Consider the following 23402-nt stretch of genomic DNA (forward strand, 5'->3'; position numbering starts at 1 on the left):
TATTTTGACCGACGTATTTTGTGAAAAAAAGGGCTGCCATTTTGGTAGCCCTTTTTTAGGTTTTGAGGTGGCTACAACCTTATCTAAATAACAAGGTCGCCAGCTCATCCTCATTATTGATGATATCTGCCAACGTATAACGCTCAAGCACGGTAATAAAAGCAGTGAGCGCTTCAAAAAACACCCCTTTTAATTGGCAGACTGGACTAATTACACAGCTCACAGTAGGCGTCGGTGCTGATTCCGCTATCAAGGTGATGGGTAAGCCTGTTGAATGAGGTTTTGTCTCGGTATTGGGCAACTGCGCGGCAAAACATTCTACCAACGCAAAATCTGGTTCGATTTGTTTGATCAATACGCCCAAATTGATATCTTTAGGCGCACGTGCCAATCGTATGCCACCGTTTTTGCCACGCACACTCTCTATATAACCGAGCTGGCCCAGCTGATGAATAATCTTGGTCAAATGACTTTTGGAAATACCATAACTATCAGCAATATCGCTAATATTAGCCAATAATGATGGATCGGGTCTCACAGCCAAATAAATCAATGAGCGTAGCGCATAATCACTATAATTGGTCAGTCGCATGTACTTGCGCTCCTATTTTTTATAAATTTTATATATTAAGCTCGACAAATTAAGTCGCATTTTTGGTAAAAACATTTAGACATAGCATTTGAAAACAGTATCGTTAGCACGCTTTAACCAAATAAACTATTAGGCCGAGGACGTGCCAGCATTGGCAGATAACTGATGCAAAATAGCACAAAACAAGCAATCCAGGCACTTTGCGCCATCATAATCCATACTAAGTAATGACTCATATCTACCAATGGTAGTAACACACGGCTGATAAATACTAAGACCATCAAACCGTACATAACGCTTACCGTTTTTGGCGGTTGATGAATACTGCGACCTGTATGTCCCAGAGATACTCTAGTCATCATTGCTAACGTCATCATACCAACACCAGCAATCGCCAGTCCATGCATAGCGATGCTGTGCGGATAACCGAGCCAAGGCTGTAGTGCATACAATAAGAAACTCAAACACATACCTAAAAACGCAATATACAGCGACCAAAGTAATGGTTTTTGCCAAATACCATGATGATACCACCCTATCAGACGAACGATATTAATCACTGCTACACCGAGCGCGGTAACCGTCAGCAGATACTTGTTTGGATAAAATACATCACTAATAAAGAAAGCGAAGAAAAACACTAAGCTTGCAATATCTTGTGTCTTACTATTACGTAGTTTAATGGGCTCTGACGTTTCCATATCTATACCCATGTTAAGACCACGTTCGATAAAAAATGGCACTACGCGGCGGCCAATCGTCAGCACCAACCCGATAATCAAATAAAACCCAAAATAAATACCTATTTTGGTTGTGTTCATATCAGCATTAATAATGCCCCAATAGCAAAGTCCGTTGCCAAAGGTCAGCAGTGCCAATTTTGCCAAGATACCTATTTGCTTGTATTGCTTAACTTGCCATACTGCTCGACATATTACATATGCCATCGAGGCGACAAATACCATATCGAAAACGGCTGCTATATATAGCCACGATATACTATCACCTATGAGCGTTATGCCAAGCCCAAAACCCAACCAGCTCAGACGTGCCAGTAACCAACAGATAAAGATACCTAGCAGCTTATGGCCATGCGGCATCATTACTCCTGTCCATGTCTGGACCGCGGTTAGCAAGAACCCGGCTACTACTGTCAAGGCGTAACCATACACCATTTCATGGCCATGCCAATACAGCGGGTTCAAAATCTGTGCATCGATATCGGTGTGACCAGTGAACACAAATGCCCATAGCAGCATCGTTACTACGGCAAATAGCGCAGCAGCACTGAAAAATATGCGAAAGCTTAAATTAAGGATAGGATGCGGAGAGCTTGGTGGTTTGCTAGGTAACTTGATAGAGTGCATAGCCATCTTCTTAGAGGAATATAGATGGCTTTGATTATAACATTCATTTTAAATGAACTTTATAAATCTTTAGTCTAACTATCAAACACTTTACTCACCAAAGTGCGGCGCCTACGGGAATCTCTGAGATCAACATCTCAATTATAAAAACCAAGAAAGCAGAATGGCTGTTCTTTAGCTATGACTTAGTTAATATCACTTACAACTGTAATGCCGCGATGACTAACGATATAACCACTATCGCCGTGACATACTGCCTAACTTTAAAGTAAGCATGACTGATAATCTGCGCTCGATGCAGACTATAATCGATAACTAGCAGGCTTATAAAACCAATCACTAATAGCCAAATAAAACTACTGGTTGATAAGATTAAAAAACCAAGCCAAAGGCCAAGCGCAATGACATTGCTATACAGTGGAAGCCTAACTGCCCACTTATTGTCATCAGCCAAGCTCAAATGATTACCCCAATGCGCGCCTGCCATAAACGATGCAATCACTAGGCCATAAGCACTCAATATATTGGCTACTGAGCCAAGTATAGGCACGGTAACAACGTCTATCATCAGCAAAAATGCACAGGCTATAAATGGAATCGTACCTGCAAAAGTTAAATAAGGACTGGGCTTTTTCATCGTTTAAACCTATCTTATGATTAGTCTAATAATAGTTGTCACCTGTTGAGTGGAAGTTTTCAACATACATTAATTGCTCTTTTGAGTGTTGCCTTGCCACTGGCGAATAAACTCACCGTTTGGATCGTATTGCTGGGTTTGTTTGCCGAGATTAAACTGTCGGCATCCTCTTGGGTCAGTCCCAACACCAGCTAAGTACTGCCAATTTCCCCAATTACTGCCGACATCATAATCAATAAGATGTTGCTCAAAGTAAGTCGCGCCGTAACGCCAATCAAGCCCTAGCTCATGGATAAAGCAGCTAGCAACCAGTTGTCGCCCTCGATTCGACATATAACCTGTCGTACTCAATTGATTCATGCAAGCGTTGACGATAGGATACGGTGTTGTACCGTTTTTCCATTGTGCTAACAGATTTTCGTCCAATTGGATTGAAGGCGCGTGCTGACTGATGCCTTTAAACCAAAATAACTTTCGCTGATGGGTGACAGCATACCAGTAGAAATACTCACGCCACAGCATCTCAAACCATATCCAGTAGGTAGAATCATTTGCGATGATATCGCGCTCATAACTGCGCAGACGATTCAATATCGTGTTTACAGACAGTGAGCCGTTTGCAAGCCAAGCAGAGAACTTCGTAGAATGTGTCCACTCATCTAGCGCGTTTCGTGTGGTTTTATAAGTGCTCGGCGCATCAGAATCAAAATAGGTATGTAAGTGCTTGAGGCCATTTAACTCACCACCTCTAAAACTGGATAGCTGCTGTGATGGCTTATCATGCCCTGCCTCATTAGACAACTGAGATTCAAAAAAGTACTCGTCCCTACTCTGCATATTTTCAGGCAATGGAGCAAGTGATTCTGGCGTTAGATAAATAGCTATATCTTTTTCTGCATGCAGCAAATCATAATCAGTTTCTATTTGTTTACGAAACTGCGTAAAACTTTTGGGCAGGCTCTCTAGCGGTAACTCGTCAAACAAAGTCGCTGTTGTCTGGATATGCCAATGTATCTCGGGATGCTTCACCTGTATAAGGTCATATACTTTGTTTTGATTATAATCTGCCGTCTGACTGATGCAGATATCTGTCACTTGTTGCTGCTCTATTAGATCACTCAACTGAGTAAAGACGTCCAATGCTTCTTCGCCTTTCTGTAAATACAGCAACCTATTACCACGCTGTATCAGTGACGCATTTAAATCAGCCAAGCTCTCATGTAGAAACTGCTGGCGGGCTTGACCAATAGCGTCATAACGATAGGCATCGTAATGGTCTTTACTATCTAATATATCTGTCAACGATGACGCATAAACTAGCAATAATTTGCCTTTAGTGGATATTTCAGACGCTTTTAATAAAGTGGCATTATCCGCCACTCTCAAGTCATTATGAAATAGTACCAATGTGACATTGTTGTTCTCTGAGTTGTTCTCTGAGTTGTTCGCTGATTGATTTGACATACCCTATCCTTCTGGCTGTTTAGCGCTTATTTTAGTCTTTAACCTTGAAATATCGTATACAGTGTAGAACATACTTAGGGCGTGTTGAACATTCGACCATGGCTCTGACAGAGACTATTTTTTAGACAGTTCGACGTTAAAAATAGTAAGTTTAGTCATTCTAAGCGTGTATCTTTAACAATGAAATGGCACAAAATAGTTCTGTCTCTTTGAGCTGATGCTAAAACTGCCCCCCAGATCTATATAAGCAGTGCGTTGTAAACCTAGTTAAGGCATGAGCATTACCGTCGTTTTACGCCTTGTCTGAAACAGTTTTAGCATCAGCAGTGCCTATTTGTGAATGTTCAACACGCCCTGGCATTCAACTTTGATGCTAATCTAATACTTGTAAGGCAATGCGCTCAGCCCCAGAAACCACTTATAAGCATTGACTCTCATATGTCTGACTGCTTAAATGGCTTACCTCTAGGAGAACACCATGACTCAAAATAATACTACGACTGAAGAAAATAAATCAGATGAAAAGCGTAAACTTATTAATCGATTTTTGATGAGACTGACAAAAGAGCAGCCTCAAATGTATTACGCGACCACCTCTGAGATATCGCGGAGTATTCATACGATGATAAAAGAACATACCAATCGCTTGTCGGTAGAAGAACAAGCACTGGTAAGACGCATGACTATTGAAGAGATTGAAGGATTACTGGGCTTTCATGCTAGATAAGAGATTGACTAACTTTCAAATACATCATTCTCAGTAAGCTGCCAAATATCACAAAAAAAGACCGCTATCAAAGCGGTCTTTTTTATTAGCTATAAGCTAGATTTAATAGCTAACTTAAGACAATTAGAACGGATATTCACGTGGCTCATTTTGCATTGAGATCCAATGTGTTCTAGTGAATTCTTCTAGTACCCACTCGCCATTGAAGCGACCGATACCTGAGTTTTTCTCACCACCGAATGGCGTATTGCTTTCATCATTGACCGAGATGTCATTGATGTGGGTCATGCCAGCTCTGATACCGCGAGCGAAACGCAGACCTTTTTGCATATCAGCAGTGAACACCGCACTAGACAGACCGTACATAGAATCATTGGCGATCGATAGTGCATCGTCTTCGTCTTTAGCACGAATGATACCGACCAGTGGTCCAAACACTTCATTACGTGATAGATCCATTTCGCGAGTGACTTCGGTAAAGATGTGCGGTGGTACGACTTGGCCTTCAATCTCGCCACTTAGTATCATTTTTGCGCCTTCTTCCTGCGCTTTAGCGATTTTTTCTTTGAGCGATTTGACTTGTTTTTCGTTGATGATTGGGCCAACAGCGGTGTCTTGCTTATTAGGGTCTCCAACGTTCAATGTTTTGACATGCGCTAAGAAACGCGCTACGAAATCATCATATATCTCGTCTTCTACGATGACTCTGTTAATCGCGATACAGATTTGACCTTGATGCAAGAATTTACCAAAGGCAGCCGCTTTTACTGCTTGTTCGATATCAGCATCTTTTAGTACGACGAACGGACTGTTACCGCCAAGCTCAAGCGCCACTTGTTTAATGTACTCACCGCCGTTCGCTAACTCACCGATATGTTTACCCACTGAGGTCGAACCTGTAAACGACACTAGGCTTGGCGCTTTGTGTTCAACGATTGCATCGCCTATCTCGCTACCTGAGCCGACCACTACGTTTAATAGACCTTTTGGCAGACCTGCTTCTTCAAATACTTTGGCCAATAGCAAACCACCTGTCACTGGCGTATCGCTAGCAGGCTTGAGTACCACTGCGTTACCAAGCGCTAGGGCTGGTGCGATAGAGCGCTGAGTCAAATGTAGCGGAAAGTTCCATGGGCTAATAACTGCTACGACACCGATAGGCTCACGATAAATAAAGTTTTCTTTACCAGGCGTGTTCGATGGACGAATCTCACCATGTACACGGTTAGGGAACGTCGCTGCTTCAAGGGTAATCGCACGCGTCGCACTGAATTCGACCATCGCTTTAATACGTGTGCTGCCCGACTCTTTGATTAGCCAATCAACGATTTCTTCTTGGCGCTGATCCAGTATGTTGACCACTTTATATAACACTGCGGCTCGCGTTGCAGGCGTTTGCTTAGCCCATGCTTCTTGAGTTTGGCTCGCAGCATCGTATGCTTCATTAAGCTGATCCTTGGTCGCTTGCTGAATTTCTACGAGCGTATCGCCATTATAGGGATTGGTATTAGTATTGCTGCTGTCGTCCTTACCTGTTTGCCATTCACCAGCGATGAACTGCAAATGGAAGTCAGTATATGCACTGGTAGTTGTATTGTTGGTTGACATAATTAGCCTTATTTTTGGTTTGTTGTGCTGAATATTTATTTTCGATTATTTGAATAAAATTATTAAGTCGGAGATATCTCAATTAAAAGCATATCTTATAAGTAGTAAGTGTGAAGTTATGGTTAAACAATTAGTTAAAAGCCATCAGTTAGAATAAAGACGCTGTGATAACGGATAACAACAAAACCTACCTTGCTAGACGACTGGTCTAATGCTACCATAGCTATCAATAAAACAAGACTACTTTGTCAGTAAATATTGTTGATAAAACGTAACACCTATAAATATATCCTATTACAATACGCTATCAACATGACGTTCAAATGAACGCTGACTACCTTATATAAATACTGCTATTAAAGGAGAACATCCTACCTATGTCTAACATAACAGACACTACTACACCCGATACCAAAGCTCATTTACTTGCGACTGGCTACCAATTAATAGCCAAAAAAGGCTTTACCGCTGTTGGTATCAAGCAAATATTGGATACCGCAGGGGTGCCCAAAGGCTCGTTTTATCATTATTTTGCCTCAAAGGAAGCCTTTGGTGAGTCGATTATCAGTCACTATTTTGTCAATTATAAGAATCGTCTAGAAGCGATCGGCGGGCAAGATGTGAGTGCGCAGCAAAAACTGTATAACTATTTTCAGAATTGGTACGACACCCAACAGAATGGCTGTGACCACGAGAAATGCTTGGTCGTCAAGCTCAGCGCCGAGGTGGCAGACATGTCAGAGACGATGCGTGAGGCGTTAAATGCTGGCTATCAGCAGACTGTCACTTGGCTAGCCACACAAATAAAAGCGGGCTGGGTCGATGGGTCTGTACCACAGCCTGACAATATCGCTGCTGAGAGTATGGCTAAGCGCTGGTATTTTGCATGGCTCGGAGCCAGCTTAATCGCTAAGACCAGTCAAACCAATACGCCGCTTGCGGAAGTCTGGCAAATGACGACTTCGCAAATGGGGCGCTAACGGCCGTTACCTATTCTCAGTCGCTGGTCTGAATCACCACTCTCAATCCCTAGGTGTTTTCAATGAAAAGCACCTTAAGTGAAAAGTACCTTAATAGTAAATAACAGTTCATTGGATTCATATCATTTGCTTTACGATACTTTTGTAATTATTTACAGAAAACACTAGACGACCGGTCTAATTAATGTACAATGCCTGCAGATGTTTAAAACAAGCATCACGAATTTTAGCTTTTAATTTCAGACATACACTCTACAACTTTTAGGAAAATTATGAATAACTTTCAATATTACAACCCAGTACGTATCGTTTTTGGTGAAGGTCAAATCGAGCAATTATCAGATCTAGTTCCTACTGATGCCCGTGTTCTTATTACTTATGGTGGCGGTTCAGCACAGCGCACTGGTACATTAGACGAAGTAAAAGATGCTTTGTCTGCGAGCGGAAACCGTACTGTCTTTGAGTTTGGTGGTATTGAGCCAAATCCAGAATTTGTCACACTATTAAAAGCTGCTGACATGGTTAACGAGCACAATATTGATTTCTTATTAGCAGTCGGTGGCGGTTCGGTCATTGATGGCAGTAAGTTTGTGGCGCTTGTGGCTTCATTAACAGAAGAAGACGGTACTGTCTCACGCGATCAAGCATGGGATGCCTTGACAAGCTATTGCAGAAATATCGACTCTGCCGTTGATCTAGGTGCAGTCTTAACGATTCCAGCGACTGGTTCAGAGATGAACTCTGGCGGCGTTGTCAACTATAGCGAACGCCAAGCAAAACTACCGTTTGGTAACCCACTTGCCTTCCCTAAGTTCTCAATCTTAGATCCTACTAAGACATTGACTTTGCCTGAGCGTCAGGTAATGAACGGCGTTGCCGATGCTTTCGTCCATGTGATGGAGCAATACTTAACGTATCCAGTCAATGCAAAAGTGCAAGATGCCTTTGCTGAGAGCTTGTTGAAAATTCTGATTGAAGAAGGTCCAGCAGTCAAAAAAGACCCAGAAAACATGGAAACGCGTAAAAACATCATGTGGACAGCGACCATGGCACTGAATGGTCTGATTGGTACTGGTGTGCCACAGGATTGGACGACGCATATGGTTGGTCATGAATTGACTTCATTGCACGCCATCGATCATGCACGTACATTAACCATCGTTTTACCATCAGTGATGCGCGAGCTAAAAGAAAGCAAAAAAGAGAAATTGCTTCAATATGCACGTAACGTATGGAACCTCACCGATACTGACCAAGATGATGACACCATCATTGAGACAGCGATTGTCAACACTGAAAACTTCTTCCGCGAGCTTGGCTTGCCAGTAAGCTTAGAAGATGTTGATTTAGACAATGCTGCCATTGATCCTATTATCAAACAACTTGAAGCTCACAACATGGTCAAGCTGGGTGAGCACGGCAAAAACGATCTTGACGTATCACGTCGTATCTTGGACCGTGCGGTTACTAGCAAGGCTTCGTAACCAACGAATACAGCAAACAAATGCGATGTTAGGTTAAATAGTATTTGTTTGTGATTGTCTTCCTTAAAGTGACACTATCCAAAATGATATTGTCATGAAAACAAAAGTATCGTCAAAATAAAATTATCATGAAAATAACAGTAACTATTCAACAGTGAGTAGTTACTGCCCTCTTAATCAGTAATTATTTTTCAATCAGTAACTAGCCAATAACTATTAAAAAACGGCTATGCAATACCCAATGATTAAACAGTTAACTTTCTAAGTATTAGTCATTAACTGACAATCAACACTCAATAAATAAAAAAGGAGCTTTACTATGAGCTTTGAAAAACAACAAAACCAACAAAAAAATCGTCAAATCAAACTGGCTAGTCGTCCTACTGGTGAGCCAAAAGCTGAAAATTTTGACATGGCTACTAGCGACATCCCAACACCCAATAACAGTGAGATGCTACTGCGTACGGTCTATCTATCATTAGACCCATATATGCGCGGACGTATGAGCGATGCCAAAAGCTACGCTGACCCCTTAGAAGTTGGTGATGTCATTATGGGCGGCACAGTCGCTCAAGTCGTTGAATCCAATGTCGATGGTTTCTCTAAAGGCGATTTAGTGGTCTCAAATTCAGGCTGGCAGGACTACAGTGTCAGCGATGGCGAAGGTGTGCTTAAACTAGACAAAAACATGTCAAACCCTTCTTACGGCTTAGGCGTGTTAGGTATGCCAGGCTTTACTGGTTATATGGGTTTGACCGATATCGGCAAACCACAAAAAGGCGAAACTTTGGTTGTCGCGGCTGCCACTGGACCTGTCGGTGCAACGGTCGGTCAAGTGGGTAATCAATATGGTCTGCGCACTGTCGGTGTCGCAGGCGGCAAAGAAAAATGTGATTTTGCGGTCAACGAGCTTGGCTTTGATGTCTGTATCGATCACAAAGCCGATGACTTCGCTGAGCAACTAAAAGCAGCATGTCCAGATGGTATCGACATCTATTACGAAAACGTTGGCGGTAAAGTGTTCGATGCAGTATTACCACTATTGAACGCGCATGCCCGTATCCCAGTATGTGGTCTAGTATCACAATATAACGCCACTGACTTACCTGACGGCAAAGACCGCTTGAGTATGCTAATGGGTCAAGTATTGGCCAACCGTTTAACCGTCAAAGGCTTCATCATCTTTGAAGAGTATGGCGATCACTTCCCAGAATTTTTAGAAACCATGAGCAAATGGGTAGAATCAGGTGATGTCAAAACCAAAGAGTATATTGCTGATGGCTTGGATGACGCACCGAATGCCTTCGTTGACATGCTCAATGGTGATAACTTTGGTAAGACCGTCGTAAAAGTATCTGATGTCGAATAAATTGGTTAGATAACGAGTTAACAACATAATTTGTTAAGACAACCACTGAAAATGACATCTTAACCATGAATACTATTGGCAGTCATTGCTATTATTGACTAAGTACGATTAGTTAAAGATGGCTGCTAACCATCAATCATTTAAAAACAACGTTAATAATAAATAAGGATAATCATGAATATTTTAATGGTACTAACTTCACACGATAAATTGGGCGATACTGGTAAGAAAACAGGTTTTTGGCTAGAAGAGTTTGCCGCACCTTACTATGCTTTTCTTGATGCTGGCGCCAATGTCACGATCGCCTCTCCTGCTGGTGGTCAGCCACCACTAGATCCTAGTAGCGACACACCAGATGCGCAAACCAAAGATACCACCCGTTTTAAAGATGATAAAGACGCTCAAGAGCATTTAGCCAACACCAAAAAACTGGCTGATATGAAAGCAGAAGACTTTGATTCAGTCTTTTACCCTGGTGGTCACGGCCCATTGTGGGATTTGGCAGTTGATGAAAACTCTATCAATCTGATCGAGACCTTTGTAAAACAAGATAAGCCTGTTGCTTTTGTTTGTCACTCTCCTGCCGCGCTTAAAAACGTCAAAGTTGATGGTGAGTACCTAGTGAAAGGCAAAACCGTTACTGGTTTTACCAATTCAGAAGAAGACGCAGTTGGCCTTACGGATGTAGTGCCTTTCTTAGTAGAAGATGCGCTTAAAGCCAATGGCGGTAATTACGAAAAAGCGGCTGATTGGGAATCGTTTGTGGTAGAAGACGGCTTGTTAATCACAGGTCAAAACCCAGCATCGTCAGAAGAAGCAGCTAAGCGTCTAATGGCAAAGCTTAACGGTTGATCCAATTAACAAAGTAAAAAGGCTACTATTATGATTCGTTTACACCATCTCAACCAATCACGGTCGCTACGTACTTTATGGCTTTTAGAAGAGCTTGGCGTCCCTTATGAGATCGTCAGTCATCAGCGCGATGCTAAAACGCATCTGGCACCTGATAGCTTAAAAGCTGTGCATCCTCTTGGTAAATCACCGGTCATTGAAATGGATGGTGAAATATACTCGGAGTCAGGGGCCATTACTGAGCTATTGATCGAACGCTTTGCGCCAGATCGTCTACGCCCTGCTCCTGATAGCGCCGATTATGGGCATTATCTACAATGGATTGACTTTGCCGAAAGCTCGCTGATGTTGCCATTGATGCTTGAATTGTTTACCAAAAAAGCAGGTATCAACGACAATGAGTTTTTGAACGGTTATATAGAGATAGAAAAAACCAGACTGTTCAAATATCTAGACACCTCAGTTGAGGGTAAGTCGTTTATTGTGGGTGATAAATTGAGCGGTGCTGATTTTATGCTGTCGTTTGACTTGATCATTCTTGCTCAACGTCAAAAACTAGACGCTTATCCACATATTAAACAATATGCGGATAAGCTGGCCCGTCTTGATAGCTATCAACGTGCGATGAATCTTGAAGCTGAGCATGACGAGTCAAAGCAAGCGTAAACACGCTTCATAATAAATGCTCAATAAAAAATATGATAAAATAGCCCAAGTCTATCTTGGGCTATTTTTGTGGTTTTATTCCATTAATAACTGTACTAAGATCAGTTACTGACACGCGCAGCTAACGCCGCCAATCATAGGGGAGCTGTACCATGTCCTTACTCTATTCATTCACACAAATCATCATACGACCATGAGTAACGAATACCAGTTTAAGCCCCACGAACAACCAATGATGGTGGGCTCTCCAGCCAATCCTGACCATCCTGCACGCCGTAAAGTGTTTTATTTGCTGATTGGAATTTTCGTTGGTCTCACAGCCAGCTTCCAAAATGGTCTACTTGTCGCAAATCTCACTCAAATTCAAGGCCAACTGGGATTAACGCCCGCCGAAGGGGGTTGGATATCTGTCAGCTACAATATGACCAATGCCTGTATTACCGTTCTACTGTACAAAATTCGCCAACAATTTGGCATGTCACTGTTTAGTAAAATCACCCTATTTTTTCTGTTAGCCGCCACGAGTCTACAGTGGCTGATCAGTAGTCACTTATTAGATACGCCTAACATTGGCATCGAGCCCTATTACCTAGAGATTGTCGCAAGGGGACTTAGCGGTATGGTGGCCAGTGGCATGACCATATTGGGCTTATTTTATTGCTTGCAAGGTATGCCAACTGTCAAACGTACTAGTGGCCTCATATTGGGCTTTGGCTTGGTACAGTTCGGTATTCCATTATCCCGCATCATCTCGCCCTACCTCACCATCGATGGTCAGCTTGAAAACTTGTTTTTATTCCAATTTGGTTTGGCGCTGATTTGCTTTGGACTGATTAACATCTTAGAGCTACCACCAGGTAATACAGAAAAAGTGTTTGAGAAACTCGATTTTCTCAGCTTTGGGTTTTTTGCGAGCGGTCTGGCTGCATTAGCGGTCATTTTGGTGCAAGGTAGGATTTTATGGTGGACGACGCCTTGGCTTGTCTATCCACTGCTGATTGCCATTGTTGGAATCAGCATCGCCTTATGGATCGAAACGCATCGAAAAAACCCAATGCTGCAAGTTCGCTGGATGCGTAGTCGCAATATTATCGCTTTTATGATTACGGGCGCTGTCATGCGAATTTTGCTATCTGAGCAAAATGTCGGTGCGGCAGGATTACTTGCCAACTTAGGCTATGGTAACGATCAGCTCATTACTTTTTATGCGGTCATATTGGCTGCCAGTGTGTTGGCTTTGGTGATTAGTATTTTTAGCACCAATCCGATGGATTTACGCCGACCCGTTATTTTTGCAGTGGCATTGATTGCATTAGGCTCTTGGATGGATGTGGGTGTGTCTATTAATTCTGCACCCTATATGTTTTATCTCAGCCAATTTTTGATTGCATTTGCTGCGGTGTATTTTATGGGACCTCTGGTTTTTGAAGGATTTTTGCGTGCGATTGCCAGTGGTCCTGCCTATATTATTAGTTTTTCCGTTATTTTTGGTATTTCACAAACGGTGGGCGGCTTGGCAGGTGCAGCGGCAATCCAGGCATTTACAACTATTCGTACGCAAGTGCATTATGCCGATATGGTCAGTTCACTGAATTTGGGGGATCCTGCATTCAGCGCTCAAATTGCCGGTACTCGTAGTGTATTGTCAAACCAAACGACGGACGCAGCGCAAGCGAATGTAGCTGCAATAAGCCAAGTATTACAAGGTATTCAGCGCCAGGCAACGGTCTCCGCTTATGGTGATTTGTTTTTTATCATGGCTATTCTGTCAACTGTGGCTACTGCTATGTTATTACTCAATTATTTTTACTATCGTTATCACAAACGCAATCCTCTGGCCAAAGAGCTTGCTGTTATTGCAAAAATGCGTGAACCAAAATAATGCCTTTTATTGCATGAGTGATTTTTCACTCTATTGATTTAGCGCCACACCATTTAAGTACTTGCTAATTAAACATTTAGGAGCGCGTCATGAGCCAAGAGAAACCCAGTGAACTGAATCAAACACCTCAGACGTCAACTGATGCTCCCATAACAGACGCACGTATTGCGTCAAATACCGATACCAATCAGGCCGAAAATCCTACAATAGAGCAAACGGATACCTCTGAGGCAAATCCAGCTACTGACATACAAAAAGGCTCATGTGATGAGACGCCTATGCCACCAAAAGAACCTATCGCAGCGGCTACTGGCTGGTCGCCAAAGAAAAAATCCTATCTGAATTTAGGATTATTGGTTGTAATGATTGTCATTGGTGTGGCATTGATTTTATATGCATGGAAGCTGCCACCCTTCACGCCTACTGTGCAGCAAACCAACAATGCCTTTGTAAAAGGACAAACCACCATTATTAGCCCGCAAGTATCTGGCTACGTCACCGAAGTAGCCGTACAGGATTTTGCCAACGTAAAAGCGGGTGACTTACTAGTGAAAATTGATGATCGTAGCTTCCGTCAACAGCTTGAGCAAGCGCAGGCCAATATAGAAGTGGCCGTCACTAATCGCTCTAGTAACACTCAAGATACTCAATCAAGCCAAGCACAAATTGAAGCACGTGAAGCCGATTTATATAGTGCCAAAGTAAGTGTTGAAAGTGCTCGTGAAGATGTCAATCGATATCAAGGTTTGGATGCTATCGGCGCAGTATCAAAGGCAGAAGTTGCTCATACAAAAGCACAACTTGCGCAAGCACAGGCAGGCGTCCAGCAAGCTGAAGCTAACTTACAAGCAGCTCGTGAAAACCGCAAAAAAACCAGTGGCAGCCGCTCCTCTTTGGACGCGAACATAAAAAATGCTGAAGCAGGTCTCAAGCAAGCACAAATTAATGTAGACAATACCATCATCACCGCGCCTGAAGCGGGACAGTTGAGTCAGGTCAGTGTCAAAGAAGGTCAATACGTTAGTGCTGGCACCCAGCTGATGTATATCGTTCCTAAAGGCGTTTGGATTATCGCGAATTTTAAGGAAACGCAAGTCGCTAATATGGCAGTTGGTGAACCTGCAATCATCCATGTTGACGCGCTTGGTGGTGCCAAATTCCACGGGCGTGTCAGCAATATCTCACCAGCGACTGGTAGTGAATTTAGCGCAGGCGCGGCAAACCCTGCGACTGGCAACTATATTAAAATTGCCCAGCGTATCCCCGTGCGTATTGACTTAGACCAAAATCAGGCTGAGCTTGCTCAATTACGCCCTGGTATGTCGGTCTCTGTCGATGTAGATACTAATATTAAAGCGAAAAGCTAGATTAAAGCGAAAAACTGGGGCATATTAAGTACGCCTCTGCATAAAAAACCCCTTTAAATACCAGCACAAATGGATTTAAAGGGGTTTTTGTTTGGTGTTAAAACAAGCTGACATCTATCAGCCTTACACCTATTAATTTAACGTCTAAGGTAATAAGCGCTTAGTTGTCCAACCTGCATTGTCCTCGTTGCTATCTTGGGTGTACACAATACGGTCATGCATGCGGTTGGCACGACCTTGCCAAAATTCAATCTCATTGATCGTAATCTCATAGCCACCCCAAAACGCTGGTGTTGGCACTTGGCTGTTTTTGGGATAATCAGCTTGTAGCTGGTCAAAGGTCTGTTCCATAACTTCTCGGTTAGCAACTTCACCGCTTTGTGGTTGGCTGACCCATGCGCCTACTTGACTATCGTGTGGACGCTTTTGGAAGTACGTAGCTGACTTGTTGGCATCTATTTTAGCAATGCTACCGCTGATACGGACTTGCCGCTCAAGCTCATGCCAAAAGAACAGCACTTCTGCATTGGGGTTTTCAGCGATATCTTGACCTTTAGCACTTTCATAGTTGGTATAAAACACCACACCAGTCTCAGTAATCTCACGCATTAATACAATACGCACACTGGGTTTATTATCTGCCCCGCAAGTAGCAAGACTCATCGCATAAGGCTCTTGCACTTTTTGCTCGGTCGCATCGCTAATCCAACCTTTTAATAGTTCAAATGGTGATGTAGGAATCGACTGCTGGTCAAGAGCGCCTTTTTCGTACGATAAACGTTGATCGGTAAAGTCCATGCTCATAACTATTCCTTGATTGCGTTATATTATTAAGCCCTTTTTAATGACCTATTTATCGAGATTATTAAGGCGTGTCTTCATTTCAAAATGGTGATAAAAATGAGATAAATTGCCGTCAAACAAGGAAAATAGCGCAGATAATATCGGGATATTAACCAGCTATTTGACGATGTTTGGCAAGATTTAGCCATTTTTAGCTCATTCAGATGACTATCGAGTGAATTGAAGACACGCCCTAGCCCAATACTGCCTTAATCTGCTCAGCCAAATCATTGGCCATCACATCACACTCTATCTCATCATCTGACTCGACCATCACTCGAATCATCGGCTCAGTGCCCGATTGACGAATCAACAGACGACCACGACCCTCTAGAGTAGCACGTGCTTTATCAAAAGCGGCGACTAACTCTTTATGCTCAAAAGGATCTTGCATGGTAGATAAGCGTACATTGACCAGCTTCTGTGGCAATACTTCAAAGCCTTCTGTAAGGTCACTTAGGGCTTTATTTTGCGCTTGCATAACGGCCAATACTTGTAAACTCGCAATGATCGCATCGCCCGTACGGCTCTTGTCTAAGCATAGTATATGGCCAGATGGTTCGCCACCTAGTATCCAGTCGTGAGCGGCAAGCTCTTGCATGACATAACGATCGCCTACTTTTGCACGAGTAAAGGCAATACCTGCCTCCTTCAATGCCAACTCTAGACCCATGTTAGTCATGAGCGTACCAACCACTCCTACCGCAGGCGTTTTGCCTTGGGTGGCAAGCACGTATAAAATGCCATCGCCATCGACCAGTTTACCCATCTCATCGACCATCACGATACGATCACCGTCACCATCTAAGGCAATACCGACATCCGCTTCGTACTCAAGTACGGCTTTTTGCAAGCTCTCTGGATGGGTCGAGCCGCAGTCAGCATTGATATTGATACCGTCTGGCGTATTATTGATAGCAATCACGTTGGCACCGAGCTCACGCATGACTCTTGGAGCAACGCTATAGCCTGCGCCATTGGCACAATCGACAACGATAGTTAGGTGAGCTAAGTCGTACTGATAAGGGAAGCTGCCTTTACAGAATTCAATATAGCGACCTTTAGCATCATTAATTCGGTTATTTTTACCCAATTGTGCTGGATCAAGAATAGGCATGAGCACATCGCTGCCATTAGAGTCGCTCATAATGGCTTTTAATTTGTCATTAATTGCCGTTTGCATCTCATCGGTCAGCTTTTTACCATCAGCTGAAAAAAACTTAATGCCGTTGTCATAGTATGGATTATGAGATGCTGAGATAACGACGCCTGCATCTGCATGAAAGCTGCGAGTTAAGTGAGCGATAGCTGGCGTTGGTAATGGGCCAAGCATGTTTACATCGACCCCTGCTGCGTTAAAACCGGCCTGTAGCGCCCCTTCGATCACATAGCCTGAGAGACGAGTGTCTTTACCAATAACCACGCTCGGCTTACGGCTAGGATTGTCATTGTTTTCTATGAGCACCAGTCCAGTCACATAACCTAACTTTAGAATAAAATCAGGGGTGATCGGTAACTCACCAAATTTTCCGCGAATACCATCAGTGCCAAAGTAGCTCATTACAAATGTTCCTCAAGTCTAAAAATGAAACGCCAGACGTACGCGCAGGCAAGACAATAGTTATTATAATCTATTGGTGTATTTTACAAAAAAAACAGCCAACAATGACGGGGCATTGTTGACTGTTTGTATCCTGATGTCACTGTCATGCTGTCTGTCAGTGACTATCGACGTTCTTAGGACTACAGTGTTTTAATTAATCCACTCGATAGTTCGGTGCTTCTTTGGTGATTTGCACATCATGCACATGCGACTCTTTCATACCCGCAGACGTCACCTTGATGAACTGTGGTTTGGTACGCATATCTTCGATAGTCGCACAGCCAGTATAGCCCATTGATGAACGTAAACCGCCTACCAATTGATTGACAATACCTGCTACTGGTCCTTTATAAGGAACGCGACCTTCGATGCCTTCTGGAACCAGTTTTTCTACGCCATCTTTGGCATCTTGGAAATAACGATCTGATGAGCCATTCTGACCTGACATCGCACCTAAGCTACCCATACCGCGATATGCTTTATAATAACGACCTTGGAACAGCTCAACTTCGCCTGGGGCTTCTTCAGTACCGGCCATTAATGAGCCGACCATGATACAAGAAGCACCAGCTGCGATGGCTTTTGCCATGTCACCTGAGAAGCGAATACCACCATCAGCAATCAATGGGATACTGTCTTTCAGGGCGCTGGCCACATTATCAATGGCCGAGATTTGTGGTACACCAATACCTGCGATAATACGTGTGGTACAAATAGAGCCAGGACCGATACCTACTTTTACCGCATCAGCGCCCGCATCACGTAACGCTAGAGCTGCATCACCAGTAGCGATGTTGCCACCGATAACTTGCACATGAGGGAAATTTTTCTTGATCCAAGAGACTTTTTCAATCACGCCCTTTGAATGACCATGTGCCGTATCGACCACGATAATATCGACATCAGCTGCAATCAATGCTTCAACGCGCGCTTGCGTATCTGCACCCGTACCGACAGCAGCGCCGACACGTAAGCGGCCTTGCTCATCTTTACAAGCATTTGGGTTGTTTTCAGCTTTGGCAAAATCATTGACCGTAATCAGACCGCGCAGACGAAAGTCTTCATCAATCACGATCACTTTTTCGATACGGTGCTCATGCAGCAATTTTTTGATATTTTCGTTGCTTTCACCTTCTTGCACGGTGACCAGCTGCTCTTTTGGCGTCATGATATAGCTAACTGGTAACGACAGATTGGTCTCAAAACGCCAGTCACGATGTGTGACGATACCGACGACTTTATCCGTGCCCTTTTCTACCACAGGTACACCTGAGATATTGTTGTTTTGGGTCAGTCTTAATAATTCACCAATCGTCATTTCAGGATGCACAGTGATAGGATCGACTACCGTCCCTGCTTCGAATTTTTTGACGCGGCGTACTTGTGTGGCCTGCTTATCGATATCCATGCTCTTATGCAAGATACCCAAACCACCCAGCTGTGCCATGGTGATAGCCATTTCAGATTCGGTGACGGTATCCATAGCAGCCGAGATTAACGGCAGATTCAGTGTGATATTTTTGGTCAAACGCGTGGACAGATCGGCAGATTTTGGCAAGATTTCAGAGTAGGCTGGTAACAATAAAACGTCATCAAAGGTGAAGGCTTCATCGACAATTCGTAACATACAGACCCCTAGTGGTGGTTATTTTGATGGGTGGGATTTTCGCATTAAGACAATCAATCAAGATCACCATTATGACTTTACGACGTTCAACCCTTATTTGTTAAAGGCTTTGAATCATAGAGCTTTAGATAATAAGCAATGTACCAGTCGTTATTTATAATCAAACATTATTCGTCATCAAATAAGAACGCTAGAAAACTGCTATTGATTTATCAGTGGTAAGAAAACGCAAATACTGCGCGGCCTTATCTTTAATCGCTCAGTTATCCCTTAAAAATAACGCCATATTATAACAAATAAGCAAGCAAATCGCATGCTATATTTGTCAGTGGGTTTTACCCAAAGCTGTCTATCGATAGTGACGCTGTACATTCAATTTTTTTAAGCACTAAACGAATAGACATTGACTACTTTTGTCTCAATACAAGGTGCTCAGCTGGTAAATAATGCTTTTGTTCACGGTACAAATAATCAAGCATCTGCTCACGTATCTCACAGGCCAGTGTCCACGCTTCTACAGGGCCTATCGCTGAAACAGCGCCGCGCAGTTGAATGGTCTTTTCAGTCACCTCAACGACAAATATTTCAGGCTCAGTCTTGTTGTCCCAAAGCTTGTTGTCTTTCACCACCGAAATAAACTGCTGCCGAATGGCGTCAATATCTGCGCCATAATCGATATATAAGAACACAGGACAGGTCTGATGCACCTCTGTATGCGACCAGTTCTCTACCATTTCGGTGATCAATTCGCGCATCGGCACGATTAATCGACGTTCATCCCATGTTTTTAGTACCGCATAAGTGTAACGCAGGTCTTCAACGGTACTAAAGTTGCCATCCATTATCACACTGTCGCCAATTCGTACGGGCTGGGTCACTGCTACCTGTACTCCAGCAATGATGTTACCCAGTATTGGTTGAGCAGCGATACCAATGACCACGCCAGCAATGCCAGCCGAAGTCACTAAGGTTTTGCCAAAGCCTTCCATGTTGGCAAACTCACTCAGACCTATCCAAATACTGCCCAACACCATGACAAATACGAAGACGCGGCGAAATATCGATACATAAGTTCGACGACGGCGCACTTTGTCAAACTGCTCCTCTCCTAGGTTTTCAATCTGCATATCTTGATAGCGGTTGGCAAAAAAGTTGATAACACGTATACCTAGCCACATGGCGCTAAAGACCAATCCAATCCAAATAATCGGACGTATAGAGGAAGCGACTGCATCCAGGTAAGGAAAGCCACCCGACACCAAAGTAAATACCGATGAGAAGCTGATGGTAAAGGTTAGCGGTACTGTCAGCTTATTGACCAAATCTTCCACGCTATTATGGTGGAGCGTACTCAGCCGATTGCCGGCTTTATCTTTGACATACCAATTGAGAAGCTTGCCAGCACCTTTACTGAGTAACCAGCCCACTCCCATGGTAAAAGAGAAGAAAACAAGTAATGCTAAAAACTCCCAGATGGCGATACTAAATAACTGTAATTTTGTCCACGCCGGTAAATAACGCTCAAACTTTGCAGGATGATATTGCTCATAGAGGTTATCAATATTACCAACCGTTTGGGCAGAAAATATCCAAAAAGGTGCACTATCATCAATGCGCACACGCTCTAAATGTATGGGTACACGGCGCTCACGATAATCAATGTAACCAAGCTGAATAGAGCGTCTAGGAATGCCTTGAATACTGTTCGTGCTACCAAGCGGTGGCTCAATCAAACCGTCAGGGCGATCTGGCAATTCATCAAAAACATAGAGCTTTTTTTCAATCAACAAAAAATCAAGTTGTTTGGCCAGATCTATCGCCCGACTACGCTGCAATTTACCATCAATCAAATTCATATTGAGCGCATAAGCGGCCAAATCATATTGCTGCTTCATGACGGCTGACTGAAAAAACTCTAAGGTGGCAAGCGGCGTGGATAAATTCGGTGGTTCAGCGAGAGGTGGCAATCCTGCATTTAGTTTGTTTAAAGAATAATAGCTTTCGTTATAATCGCCAGTGAGACCTGTATCTCCTTGCATTACGCCTGCTTGCTGCACTGCATCCTTGTCTAAAGGATTGACAACTTCATCTGCAATCTCCGAGACACTAATGCCTTCTTTTTTGATCTGTTCAATTTTCTGTGCCGTGTAATCCGCCAAGTTGTCTGGCTTCGCAAGCACAGTATTTAGTGCATTACTTTGATTTTCGACGGCCGTATCGTGGTTGGTAGCCGCTGTCGCAGGAAGATAAAACACACTACATACCATGACCAGCATGCTGAGTAAAAGTGTCAGTCTACTATGATGGCGCACAGCACTGCCACCAACATCATAAATAGCGTTAGGTCTATCATTGACGTTGTTAACGTGTGTAGTGTCTAGAGAATGTAGGAAATTTTGCATAAGAAAAATCTTGGCCTCAGTATATTCTTAACCTAATGCAGTCTACAAAAAAAGCCAGCACAATGCTGACTTAATTTATTAGGGCGTGTCCTCATTTTAAAAATGAGGATAAAAGTGAGGTAAATGGCAGTCAAACAAGGAAAATAGCGCAGATAATATCGATATATTACCTAGCTAATTGACGATGTTTGGCAAGATTTAACCACTTTTAGCCCATTTAGATCGCTATCGGTTCAATTGAGGACACGCCCTAGTTAACGTATTTTATGGTTGATAGCATCTATGTTGAGCAAAGCACTATTAAGCACAGCATTAGGCACGGCGCCAAGTCGTACCAGCACGGCTATCTTCAAGCTCAATGCCTGTCGCTTTTAATTGCTCACGCACCTCATCGGCACGCGCAAAATCTTTATTGGCTTTAGCCTCTGCTCGCTCAATGATTAGACCATCAATAACCGCATCAGTTAACCCGTCATCTGCTTGATCACCGACGACTGCTTGTAAGAACTGTGATACTGGTTGCTGTAGTACATTTAATACCTGTGCCAAGGCTTTGAGCTGCTGCGCCCATTGCCAAACACTCGCCACGTCTTCGGCTTTGATGGCTTTATTGATATCACGGGCCAGCCCAAACAACACGCTAATGGCCGTCGAGCTATTAAAATCATCATTCATGGCTTTAATGAAGTCTTGCCCAGCAGCGCTACTGTAAGCGTCATTTATTAAAGCCTCATTGATTACCAATGCTTCACCTTTTTGCTGTTCAGCCAGCTTTAAGGTATTGTATAATCTGCTTAGGCTATTATGAGCTTCTTCTAAGGCACTATCAGAGAAATTCACCTGACTGCGGTAATGGCTGGATAATAAGAAAAAGCGCAACGTTTCAGGATGGAAGTGCGCAATGACATCACGAATGGTGGAAAAGTTATCCAATGACTTAGACATTTTTTCGCCATCGACATTAATAAAACCAACATGCATCCAATTACGTGCATACTCACAGCCAGTCGCTGCTTCAGACTGCGCAATCTCGTTTTCATGATGCGGGAACTGTAAATCATGACCACCGCCATGAATATCAAAAGTATTGCCCAAGCACTTAGTCGACATCGCCGAACATTCAATATGCCAGCCTGGACGCCCTTGACCCCATGGTGACGCCCATTGCGGCTCATCAGGTTTTGCAGCTTTCCATAATACAAAGTCAAACGGATTGCGCTTATCGTTCTCGACATCAACGCGCGAGCCTGCTTGCATATCATCAAGATTGCGCTTGGACAATTTGCCATAGTCAGCAAAACTATCGACGGCATAATAGACATCGCCATTGTCGCCAGCATACGCATAGTCACCAGTGACCAATGTCTCAATCATTTGCTGCATCTCGTCGATGTGGTCAGTTGCCCGTGGCTCGGCATCAGGTGTCAAGCAGCCAAGCGCAGAGAAATCTTCGTGCATCGCTTTAATAAAACGCTCAGTCAATACACCAATCTCTTCGCCATTTTCGGCAGCGCGCGTGATAATTTTGTCGTCGATATCGGTGATATTACGCACATAGTTGACGTCATAGCCCAGTTGCGTCAGCCAGCGTACTGCCATATCAAAGCCAATCATCATGCGTGCATGACCAATATGACAATAATCATAAACAGTCATGCCACATACATACATACCTACTTGCCCGGCTTTGAGTGGTACAAACTGACGTTTACCGCCAGTCAGTGAATCATAAATGGCAAGCTGAGACATCGCATCGGCAAGAGGTGTGGTCATGGTATAAAAGCCTTTTAATTAGAACAAGATAGATAAATTGAGATGACGATAAAATATGAGTACCGTACTATTAGCCACTAACTGCGACTAATGAGATGATAAATTTAAAAGTTACCGCTTTATAAAAAATAATCACTTTATAAAACTTAACCCATTATC

18 protein-coding genes are annotated in these 23402 nt (G+C 43.2%); 8 read left to right on the forward strand and 10 right to left on the reverse strand.

What is annotated here, in order from left to right; translation table 11 throughout:
• Positions 1-79 precede the first annotated feature (79 nt).
• The 4 genes from J5X94_RS06470 to J5X94_RS06485 all read right to left on the reverse strand — a co-directional run bounded on the left by J5X94_RS06470 (position 80) and on the right by J5X94_RS06485 (position 4060).
• Positions 80-592, reverse strand: coding sequence for an Rrf2 family transcriptional regulator (locus tag J5X94_RS06470; protein WP_210540671.1), 513 nt, complete (start codon positions 590-592; stop codon positions 80-82).
• A gap of 113 nt (positions 593-705) precedes the next feature.
• On the reverse strand, positions 706-1959 hold the full coding sequence (locus J5X94_RS06475; protein ID WP_210540672.1) for an NnrS family protein: 1254 nt from the start codon (positions 1957-1959) through the stop codon (positions 706-708).
• A gap of 199 nt (positions 1960-2158) precedes the next feature.
• Complete coding sequence (locus tag J5X94_RS06480; RefSeq protein ID WP_210540673.1) at positions 2159-2596, reverse strand: DUF3429 domain-containing protein; 438 nt, start codon at positions 2594-2596, stop codon at positions 2159-2161.
• Positions 2597-2665: 69 nt separating this feature from the next.
• A complete protein-coding gene (locus tag J5X94_RS06485; RefSeq protein ID WP_210540674.1) occupies positions 2666-4060 on the reverse strand; it encodes a DASH family cryptochrome in 1395 nt (464 codons plus the stop codon).
• A gap of 478 nt (positions 4061-4538) precedes the next feature.
• Here J5X94_RS06485 and J5X94_RS06490 point away from each other — a divergent pair, with 478 nt between their 5' ends.
• Positions 4539-4787, forward strand: coding sequence for a hypothetical protein (locus tag J5X94_RS06490; protein ID WP_010201084.1), 249 nt, complete (start codon positions 4539-4541; stop codon positions 4785-4787).
• A gap of 123 nt (positions 4788-4910) precedes the next feature.
• Here the strand turns inward: J5X94_RS06490 and J5X94_RS06495 are convergent, their stop codons facing one another.
• Positions 4911-6395 (reverse strand): aldehyde dehydrogenase family protein, encoded by a 1485-nt coding sequence (locus tag J5X94_RS06495; RefSeq protein WP_210540675.1) that lies wholly within the window; start codon positions 6393-6395, stop codon positions 4911-4913.
• Between the two features lie 377 nt (positions 6396-6772).
• On the opposite strand from J5X94_RS06495, the gene J5X94_RS06500 reads away from it, so the two are divergent.
• The 7 genes from J5X94_RS06500 to J5X94_RS06530 all read left to right on the forward strand — a co-directional run bounded on the left by J5X94_RS06500 (position 6773) and on the right by J5X94_RS06530 (position 14995).
• Positions 6773-7375: a TetR/AcrR family transcriptional regulator gene (locus J5X94_RS06500; RefSeq protein ID WP_189584752.1), complete on the forward strand. Its 603-nt coding sequence runs from the start codon at positions 6773-6775 to the stop codon at positions 7373-7375.
• A 272-nt stretch (positions 7376-7647) separates the two neighbouring features.
• A complete protein-coding gene (locus tag J5X94_RS06505; protein ID WP_189584749.1) occupies positions 7648-8859 on the forward strand; it encodes an iron-containing alcohol dehydrogenase in 1212 nt (403 codons plus the stop codon).
• 319 nt (positions 8860-9178) lie between these two features.
• Positions 9179-10228: an NADP-dependent oxidoreductase gene (locus J5X94_RS06510; protein ID WP_210540676.1), complete on the forward strand. Its 1050-nt coding sequence runs from the start codon at positions 9179-9181 to the stop codon at positions 10226-10228.
• A gap of 174 nt (positions 10229-10402) precedes the next feature.
• The gene (locus tag J5X94_RS06515; RefSeq protein WP_010201076.1) at positions 10403-11080 is read left to right on the forward strand and encodes a type 1 glutamine amidotransferase domain-containing protein; all 678 of its coding nucleotides are present in this window, start codon (positions 10403-10405) and stop codon (positions 11078-11080) included.
• A gap of 30 nt (positions 11081-11110) precedes the next feature.
• The gene (locus J5X94_RS06520; protein WP_210540677.1) at positions 11111-11746 is read left to right on the forward strand and encodes a glutathione S-transferase family protein; all 636 of its coding nucleotides are present in this window, start codon (positions 11111-11113) and stop codon (positions 11744-11746) included.
• A gap of 193 nt (positions 11747-11939) precedes the next feature.
• Positions 11940-13628, forward strand: coding sequence for an MFS transporter (locus J5X94_RS06525; RefSeq protein WP_210540678.1), 1689 nt, complete (start codon positions 11940-11942; stop codon positions 13626-13628).
• 89 nt (positions 13629-13717) lie between these two features.
• On the forward strand, positions 13718-14995 hold the full coding sequence (locus tag J5X94_RS06530; protein WP_210540679.1) for an HlyD family secretion protein: 1278 nt from the start codon (positions 13718-13720) through the stop codon (positions 14993-14995).
• Between the two features lie 144 nt (positions 14996-15139).
• Here the strand turns inward: J5X94_RS06530 and pdxH are convergent, their stop codons facing one another.
• From pdxH to cysS, 5 genes are all read right to left on the reverse strand, one after another.
• Positions 15140-15793, reverse strand: coding sequence for a pyridoxamine 5'-phosphate oxidase (gene pdxH, locus J5X94_RS06535; RefSeq protein WP_210540831.1), 654 nt, complete (start codon positions 15791-15793; stop codon positions 15140-15142).
• Positions 15794-16031: 238 nt separating this feature from the next.
• Positions 16032-17399, reverse strand: coding sequence for a phosphoglucosamine mutase (gene glmM, locus J5X94_RS06540; protein ID WP_210540680.1), 1368 nt, complete (start codon positions 17397-17399; stop codon positions 16032-16034).
• Positions 17400-17595: 196 nt separating this feature from the next.
• A complete protein-coding gene (gene guaB, locus J5X94_RS06545) occupies positions 17596-19068 on the reverse strand; it encodes an IMP dehydrogenase (protein WP_210540681.1) in 1473 nt (490 codons plus the stop codon).
• 407 nt (positions 19069-19475) lie between these two features.
• The gene (locus tag J5X94_RS06550; protein ID WP_210540682.1) at positions 19476-21470 is read right to left on the reverse strand and encodes a mechanosensitive ion channel family protein; all 1995 of its coding nucleotides are present in this window, start codon (positions 21468-21470) and stop codon (positions 19476-19478) included.
• A gap of 312 nt (positions 21471-21782) precedes the next feature.
• On the reverse strand, positions 21783-23243 hold the full coding sequence (gene cysS, locus J5X94_RS06555) for a cysteine--tRNA ligase (RefSeq protein ID WP_210540683.1): 1461 nt from the start codon (positions 23241-23243) through the stop codon (positions 21783-21785).
• Positions 23244-23402 lie beyond the last annotated feature (159 nt).

The organism is Psychrobacter sp. K31L, from assembly GCF_017942195.1.
Lineage (GTDB): Bacteria > Pseudomonadota > Gammaproteobacteria > Pseudomonadales > Moraxellaceae > Psychrobacter > Psychrobacter glaciei.

Excerpts from the sequence above, each read along its gene's own strand:
- J5X94_RS06490 (WP_010201084.1), top strand. The coding sequence starts at position 4,539 with ATGACTCAAAATAATACTACGACTGAAGAAAATAAATCAGATGAAAAG.
- J5X94_RS06520 (WP_210540677.1), top strand. The coding sequence starts at position 11,111 with ATGATTCGTTTACACCATCTCAACCAATCACGGTCGCTACGTACTTTA.
- J5X94_RS06510 (WP_210540676.1), top strand. The coding sequence starts at position 9,179 with ATGAGCTTTGAAAAACAACAAAACCAACAAAAAAATCGTCAAATCAAA.
- J5X94_RS06530 (WP_210540679.1), top strand. The coding sequence starts at position 13,718 with ATGAGCCAAGAGAAACCCAGTGAACTGAATCAAACACCTCAGACGTCA.
- J5X94_RS06475 (WP_210540672.1), bottom strand. The coding sequence starts at position 1,959 with ATGCACTCTATCAAGTTACCTAGCAAACCACCAAGCTCTCCGCATCCT.
- J5X94_RS06515 (WP_010201076.1), top strand. The coding sequence starts at position 10,403 with ATGAATATTTTAATGGTACTAACTTCACACGATAAATTGGGCGATACT.
- J5X94_RS06470 (WP_210540671.1), bottom strand. The coding sequence starts at position 592 with ATGCGACTGACCAATTATAGTGATTATGCGCTACGCTCATTGATTTAT.
- J5X94_RS06495 (WP_210540675.1), bottom strand. The coding sequence starts at position 6,395 with ATGTCAACCAACAATACAACTACCAGTGCATATACTGACTTCCATTTG.
- J5X94_RS06485 (WP_210540674.1), bottom strand. The coding sequence starts at position 4,060 with ATGTCAAATCAATCAGCGAACAACTCAGAGAACAACTCAGAGAACAAC.
- cysS (WP_210540683.1), bottom strand. The coding sequence starts at position 23,243 with ATGACCACACCTCTTGCCGATGCGATGTCTCAGCTTGCCATTTATGAT.
- J5X94_RS06480 (WP_210540673.1), bottom strand. The coding sequence starts at position 2,596 with ATGAAAAAGCCCAGTCCTTATTTAACTTTTGCAGGTACGATTCCATTT.
- J5X94_RS06525 (WP_210540678.1), top strand. The coding sequence starts at position 11,940 with ATGAGTAACGAATACCAGTTTAAGCCCCACGAACAACCAATGATGGTG.
- pdxH (WP_210540831.1), bottom strand. The coding sequence starts at position 15,793 with ATGGACTTTACCGATCAACGTTTATCGTACGAAAAAGGCGCTCTTGAC.
- J5X94_RS06505 (WP_189584749.1), top strand. The coding sequence starts at position 7,648 with ATGAATAACTTTCAATATTACAACCCAGTACGTATCGTTTTTGGTGAA.
- J5X94_RS06550 (WP_210540682.1), bottom strand. The coding sequence starts at position 21,470 with ATGCAAAATTTCCTACATTCTCTAGACACTACACACGTTAACAACGTC.
- J5X94_RS06500 (WP_189584752.1), top strand. The coding sequence starts at position 6,773 with ATGTCTAACATAACAGACACTACTACACCCGATACCAAAGCTCATTTA.
- guaB (WP_210540681.1), bottom strand. The coding sequence starts at position 19,068 with ATGTTACGAATTGTCGATGAAGCCTTCACCTTTGATGACGTTTTATTG.
- glmM (WP_210540680.1), bottom strand. The coding sequence starts at position 17,399 with ATGAGCTACTTTGGCACTGATGGTATTCGCGGAAAATTTGGTGAGTTA.